Origin of the sequence: Bellilinea sp., from assembly GCF_034432615.1 — a bacterium.
Lineage (GTDB): Bacteria > Chloroflexota > Anaerolineae > Anaerolineales > Anaerolineaceae > Bellilinea.
In genome coordinates, this window is sequence record NZ_DAOUBL010000120.1 from 1 (window position 1) to 5632 (window position 5632).

The window sequence follows — 5632 nt, forward strand, 5'->3', positions numbered from 1 at the left end:
CAACCCGCTGGGCATTCTCTACCCCTTACCCGATCTGGGACTGCTGCTGGTGGTGATCAACCTGCTCCTGATCAGCGATGCGCGGCGGCCGGCACTGCCGTTTGGCTGGCTGATTGCCGCTCTGGTGGTCTACACGCTGACCGATTCATTGTATGCCTCGGCGCTGCTCCAGGGCAGTTATCAGATTGGCGCGGTTACCGATCTCGGCTGGGCGGTGGGGGATGCGCTCTGGCTGGCTGCCCTGCTGCGCACGCCTTCCGCCGCGGTGATTCGCGAACCATCCAGAAAACACCGCCCATCGGCTCCTTTTTTCTTACAGGGCGGCCTGGCGCGCCTGCAAAGCCTGCTGCCCATCCTGGCGGTGCTGCTGTTGGGCTGGTTTGTGCTGCTGGACTGGCAGTTGAACAACCAGCTCAACCAGCCGGTGTTGTGGGTGACGGTTTTACTGGCGCTGGGGCTGATCGCCCGTCAGGGATTGGTCACCGGTGAAATTGAATACGAACAGTACGCCGGGCTGGTCAAGAGCGTGGCGGAGCCGGCTTTTATTTGTGACGAAAACGGGCGGCTTACACTGGTCAACCCGGCGCTTTCGACGGCCAGCGGTTACAGCGAGGCGGAACTGACCACGCGAACCCTGGCCGATTTGCTGCCGGAGCCGCGCGGGGCGTATTCGTGGCTGGATCTGGCAAAGAGTGAACAACAAGGCGAAGGACGGGGCTGGTCGGGCGAAACGGTGCTGCTGCGCCGCGATGGCGAACTTTTGCCGGTTTTTCTTTCCTTGCGTCCGGTGCTTTCTTCCGGTGACCGACGCCTGATGATTGCCGGCACGGCTCACGACCTCAGCCTGCAAAAACGCCAGCAGGCCGCCCTGCAGGCCGCCTATGAGCGGATTGCCGCCGACCGCGCCGAGCTGGAGCGGCTCAACCGCGAACTGGAAAAGCGCGTTGCCGAAAAAACCGCCGACCTCAGTCAGGCCTATCAGCAGTTGGAGGCGCAAAACCGCATGCTGCGCGAACTCGACCGGCTCAAATCGGACTTTGTTTCGCTGGTTTCGCACGAATTGCGCGCCCCGCTGACCAACATCAAAAGCGGCATTGAACTGCTGATGTACGGCACGCGCCCGCTTTCCGGCCGCAGCAGCCAGATCATCGCCCTGGTGCAGGCAGAGATCGAACGCCTGACCCATTTTGTGGAAACCATCCTCGACCTTTCGGCGCTGGATGCCGGCAAACTGCCGCTTTACCCGGCTCCCCTGCCGGTCAGCCGCATTTATACCGCCCTGCAAAACCAGATTGCCCACCTGCCGGATGCCGGCCGGGTGCGCTGGCTGCTGCCGCCCGGCTGGCCGGCGGTACTGGCTGACGAACAGGCGCTCACCAGTATCCTGTTCCATTTGCTGGATAACGCCTTCAAGTATGCCCCTGAGGGGGAGATCGAGGTGTCCGCCGGGGTGGAGAACGGCCGGCTTTGGCTGCAGGTGCGCGATCACGGCGCGGGGGTGCCGGAGGATGCCCTGCCGCACCTCTTCGAGCAGTTCTACCGCCACGACAGTCAGGACAACCGCACCATCTACGGACATGGGTTGGGCCTGTACATTGTCCGCCGGCTGGTGGAAGCCATGCAGGGCGAGGTACGCGCCGAAAATCACCCGCAAGGCGGAGCCTGCTTCACCTGCTGGCTGCCGCTGGCCGAAGTTGGCGAACCGGAAGGATCACCCCAGGAGGAGGGAAAAACACCGTGACCAAGATACTGGTAGTGGATGATGATCCGACTCTGCTGCGTTTTTTGCAGGACTTTTTGCGCGAAGAGAAGTATTCCGTGATTGCTGCCGCAAACGGCAATGAAGCTCTGCGGCAGGCTTACCGCGAACACCCCGATCTGGTCGTGCTGGACGTGATGATGCCGGGCATGGACGGCTGGGAAGTGACCGCCCGCCTGCGTGAGCTTTCGGATGTGCCGATAATTCTGCTCACCGCAAAGAGCTCTGAGGCCGATAAACTGCGCGGTTTTGGTCTGGGGGTGGATGATTACCTGACCAAGCCGTTCAGTTTTGCCGAATTGAACGCCCGCATTCAGGCGGTGTTGAACCGCGCCCGGCACAAACCGCTTTCGGAAAGGAACTTGCTGCAAATTGGCGACCTGGAAGTGGATTTGGACCGGCGCGAAGTACGCCGTGCCGGTCAGCCGCTGACGCTCACCCCGACCGAATTTCGTTTACTGGAGGTGCTGGCGCGCAATGCCGGTAAAGCGGTTGCCGAAACCGAGCTGGTGCGCGAGGTGTGGGGCGCATACCGGCAGGAAAACACCACCACCGTGCGCCGCTACATCTTTTTGCTGCGCAAGAAAATCGAACCGCAGCCGGACGAACCGCGCTACATCCTCACCGTGCGCGGCTACGGTTACCGTCTGGAAGGCGGGTAATAAATTCACACGGCGCTGCGAGGACAAGCCGAACATTTTAGACAAAGGAGATTTTGAGGTACTCATGGACATCCGTGCCTACAACCGCGAAGCCTGGAACCGCCAGGTTGCCCGCCAAAATCCGTGGACATTACCGGTCAGCAGCGAAGAAATTGCCGCCGCCCGGCGGGGTGAACTGCACATTTTGCTCACCCCCACCCGTTTCGTGCCTGCCGATTGGTTCCCGCCGCTGGCAGGGGCAGATGTGCTGTGTCTGGCTTCGGGAGGCGGGCAGCAGGGCCCGCTGCTGGCAGCCTGCGGGGCAAAAGTAACCGTTTTCGACAACTCGCCGGCGCAGCTGGCGCAGGATCGGCTGGTTGCCGAACGGGAAGGGCTGAACCTGATGCTGGTGGAAGGTGATATGCGCGACCTTTCCGGGTTGGGTGATGCCAGCTTTGATCTGATCGTTCATCCGGTTTCCAACATTTTCGTGCCGGAGATTTTAGCGGTGTGGCGCGAAGCCTGCCGCGTGCTGCGCCGCGGCGGGGTGCTGCTGGCCGGTTTCACCAACCCGGTGCTGTACTTGTTCGACTTTGACGAACTGGATCAGGGTCGGCTGGTGGTCAAAAACAAACTGCCCTATGCCGACCTGACTCACCTTCCACCCGAAAAACTGCAGCAGCTCATGGATGAGGGGCTGCCGCTGGAATGGAGTCATTCGCTGGAGGAGCAGATCGGCGGGCAGCTGGCCGCCGGCTTTGTGCTGACCGGTTTCTACGAGGACATTGACCCGACCAGTGTGTTGGGCGAGTATCTTCCTTCCTACATTGCCACGCGGGCGGTTAAACCATGAACGAGGCGGAAGAAGTATTACCGGTTCGGCTGGTGGTGGCTTCGCACAATCCGGTGAAGATCGAAGCCGTACGCAGCGGCTTCCAGCGCATGTTCCCGCATTCCCAGATTGAGGTGATTTCGGTCAACGTACCCAGCGGAGTCGGCATTCAACCGCTGAGCGATGCGGAAACCCTGCAGGGCGCGCTCAACCGCGCCCGTGCCGCCCGCCGGCAACTGCCGGCTGCGGATTACTGGGCCGGAGTGGAAGGCGGCGTTGAGGAAAAAGACGGGACGATGAGCGCGTTTGCATGGGTGGTGATTCTTTCCGCTGGAGGCTGCGGCAAAGCCCGCAGCGCCACCTTCGACCTGCCGCCCGCGCTGGCGGATCTGGTGCGGCAGGGAGTGGAACTGGGCGAAGCCGATGACCGCCTGTTCGGCCGTCACAATTCCAAGCAGCAAAACGGTGCAGTGGGACTGCTGACCGGCGATGTGATTGACCGCGCCGCTTATTACGAGCAGCCCGTAATCCTGGCGCTGATTCCCTTCAAGAACCCGCGCCTGTATCCGTCAGCGGAAACTTGTGAATAAAAACAGGCGGGTTCGGGATAGGCGCACAACCCGCGCAGCGAGCGCAGTAATCTCCTGCAGGGCCCCCACCCACCTACCCCAATATCGCGAAAGCGATATTGGGGGAGGCAGGGAGGGGGTGATTCCCGTCAGGACGGGTTAATGTCCTTTTGAGCGAGCGCAGCGAGCGTGGCAATCTCCGGCATGGCGGTTATGAGAACAGGGTGGGAGACTCCCGTCAGCACTGGTGAGTGTCACTTCGTTCGGAGTGACATGACTCGAGTACGAGTCACGGCGCTCACCGGCAGCCTTCGCCCTTGTCCCAGGTTTCGATGTTCCACAACACGCTCCGCGCGCTGCTGTCCAGTTGAACGCCGCACAGCTGCGGGCTGGCCAGCCCGATTTGCAGACGGAAGTAGAGCGGAATGGCCGGCAATTCCTGCAGGAAGGTTTGTTGTACGGCGCGCTGGGATTGCTGGTAAGCGGCAGGGTCGCGCGGGTCGGCAAGCAGGGCGGCCGCGCACTGCGCATCGTAAACCGGGCTGCTCCAGCCGCTGATGTTGGTGCCGATCCAGCCGTTGGCAGGCGAGGGAATCTGGGCGGTGGTGAACAGGCTGCACGGCGGTGTGGTGCGCCCGGACTGCCAGGCGAACTGGGCCAGGTCAAAATTGCGCCCGAACAAAGCCCCGTCCGGGCCGGGGGCAAACAACTCAAACGGTTCGACCAGTTTCAGGTCAACCCCCACGCCGCAATCGCGCAGGTTTTCGGCAATTCGTTCGGCGGTCATCTGGTGCAGGCGGTCGGGCGTGGTGCGGTATTCCAGTACCAGCGGCGTATCGTTCAGCACATTGGCCACACCGGCGGCCGTGCGCGGGGTGGCGGGGTCGCCGTCCAGATCGCGCCAGCCGGCTTCTTCCAGCAGGCGTTGGCCCAGTTCGGGGTCGAACGGTGGGGCGGTCAGGTCATCGAAGGCCAAAGGGTGAGATGGCGGAAAAAAGCCGTTCGCCACCGCCGAATAACCGTACAGCAGCCGATCCACCAGCGCCTGCCGGTCAATGCAGGCCGCAATCGCCTGACGGGTGCGGACATCGCCCAGCAAATCCTGCCGGTAGCCGCCAAAAGGCGTGTAACCACCGTCATAGGCCGCCGGGCGGATGCCGAAGGTCAGCTGCTCCCAGGTGCTGGTCGGCGCGGCGTGGATGACAGCGGCGTTCTTCTGCTGCAACTCGTCCAACACAATCAACTGCCCCTCCCAGTTGACCGTGTCATCCACAAAATCGCAGTCACCGCTGGTCAGGGCGGCAATGTTGTTATCGGCCGGTTCGCCAAAGAAGCGGAAGGTGAGCAGGTCGAAGCGCGGCAGTCCTTCCCCGGCACGGAAGTAATGGGGGTTACGGCTCAGGCGAATGCTCTCGCCGGGTGTCCAGGTTTCGATCTGGTAAGGCCCCCATCCCAGCGGGCGGCGGTTGACATCCTCGTTTTGCACTAATTCAGCGGCGGTATACCGGCCCCAGGCGTGTTCGGGCAGCGGCAGGAAGAAATGCATCCCGTAATCGGCGGGCAGATAACCGGGGATGCCCTGCCACTCGACGGTCAACTCATCCACGGCGCGATAAGCCGCCGTGCGCGGTGTCAGCCAGCGCAGGGCAGGGGTTTGCGGGTCGGAGGCAATCTGGAAGGCAAACACCGAATCGGCAGCCGTCAGTGGAGCGCCGTCCTGCCACTGCAAACCGGCTTTGAGGCGGAAGGTAAGCGTCAGCCGCTCCATTTGCAGCGGAGAAATCCCGTCCCAGCGGACGGCGCAATCCGCCGAGTGACAGCCGGCCGGCAG

5 protein-coding genes are annotated in these 5632 nt (G+C 62.3%); 4 read left to right on the forward strand and 1 reads right to left on the reverse strand.

Annotated features, from left to right (window positions below; translation table 11 throughout):
• The 4 genes from VAE48_RS05385 to yjjX all read left to right on the forward strand — a co-directional run.
• Window positions 1-1741, forward strand: a 1741-nt coding sequence (locus VAE48_RS05385; RefSeq protein ID WP_322792294.1) for a PAS domain-containing sensor histidine kinase, incomplete at its 5' end; no start/stop codon positions are given.
• Window positions 1738-2421, forward strand: coding sequence for a response regulator transcription factor (locus VAE48_RS05390; RefSeq protein WP_322792295.1), 684 nt, complete (start codon window positions 1738-1740; stop codon window positions 2419-2421). The genes VAE48_RS05385 and VAE48_RS05390, both read left to right, overlap by 4 nt.
• Window positions 2422-2485: 64 nt before the next feature.
• Window positions 2486-3253, forward strand: coding sequence for a class I SAM-dependent methyltransferase (locus tag VAE48_RS05395; RefSeq protein ID WP_322792296.1), 768 nt, complete (start codon window positions 2486-2488; stop codon window positions 3251-3253).
• A complete protein-coding gene (gene yjjX, locus VAE48_RS05400; protein ID WP_322792297.1) occupies window positions 3250-3822 on the forward strand; it encodes an inosine/xanthosine triphosphatase in 573 nt (190 codons plus the stop codon). The genes VAE48_RS05395 and yjjX overlap by 4 nt, the downstream gene beginning before the upstream one ends.
• A gap of 277 nt (window positions 3823-4099) precedes the next feature.
• On the opposite strand, the gene VAE48_RS05405 is transcribed toward yjjX, so the two are convergent.
• Window positions 4100-5632: peptide ABC transporter substrate-binding protein (locus tag VAE48_RS05405; RefSeq protein ID WP_322792298.1), on the reverse strand; the 1533-nt coding region annotated here is incomplete at its 5' end.

Bases quoted from the DNA above. Each gene is read 5' to 3' on its own strand.
- VAE48_RS05395 (WP_322792296.1), top strand. From the start codon at position 2,486: ATGGACATCCGTGCCTACAACCGCGAAGCCTGGAACCGCCAGGTTGCC.
- yjjX (WP_322792297.1), top strand. From the start codon at position 3,250: ATGAACGAGGCGGAAGAAGTATTACCGGTTCGGCTGGTGGTGGCTTCG.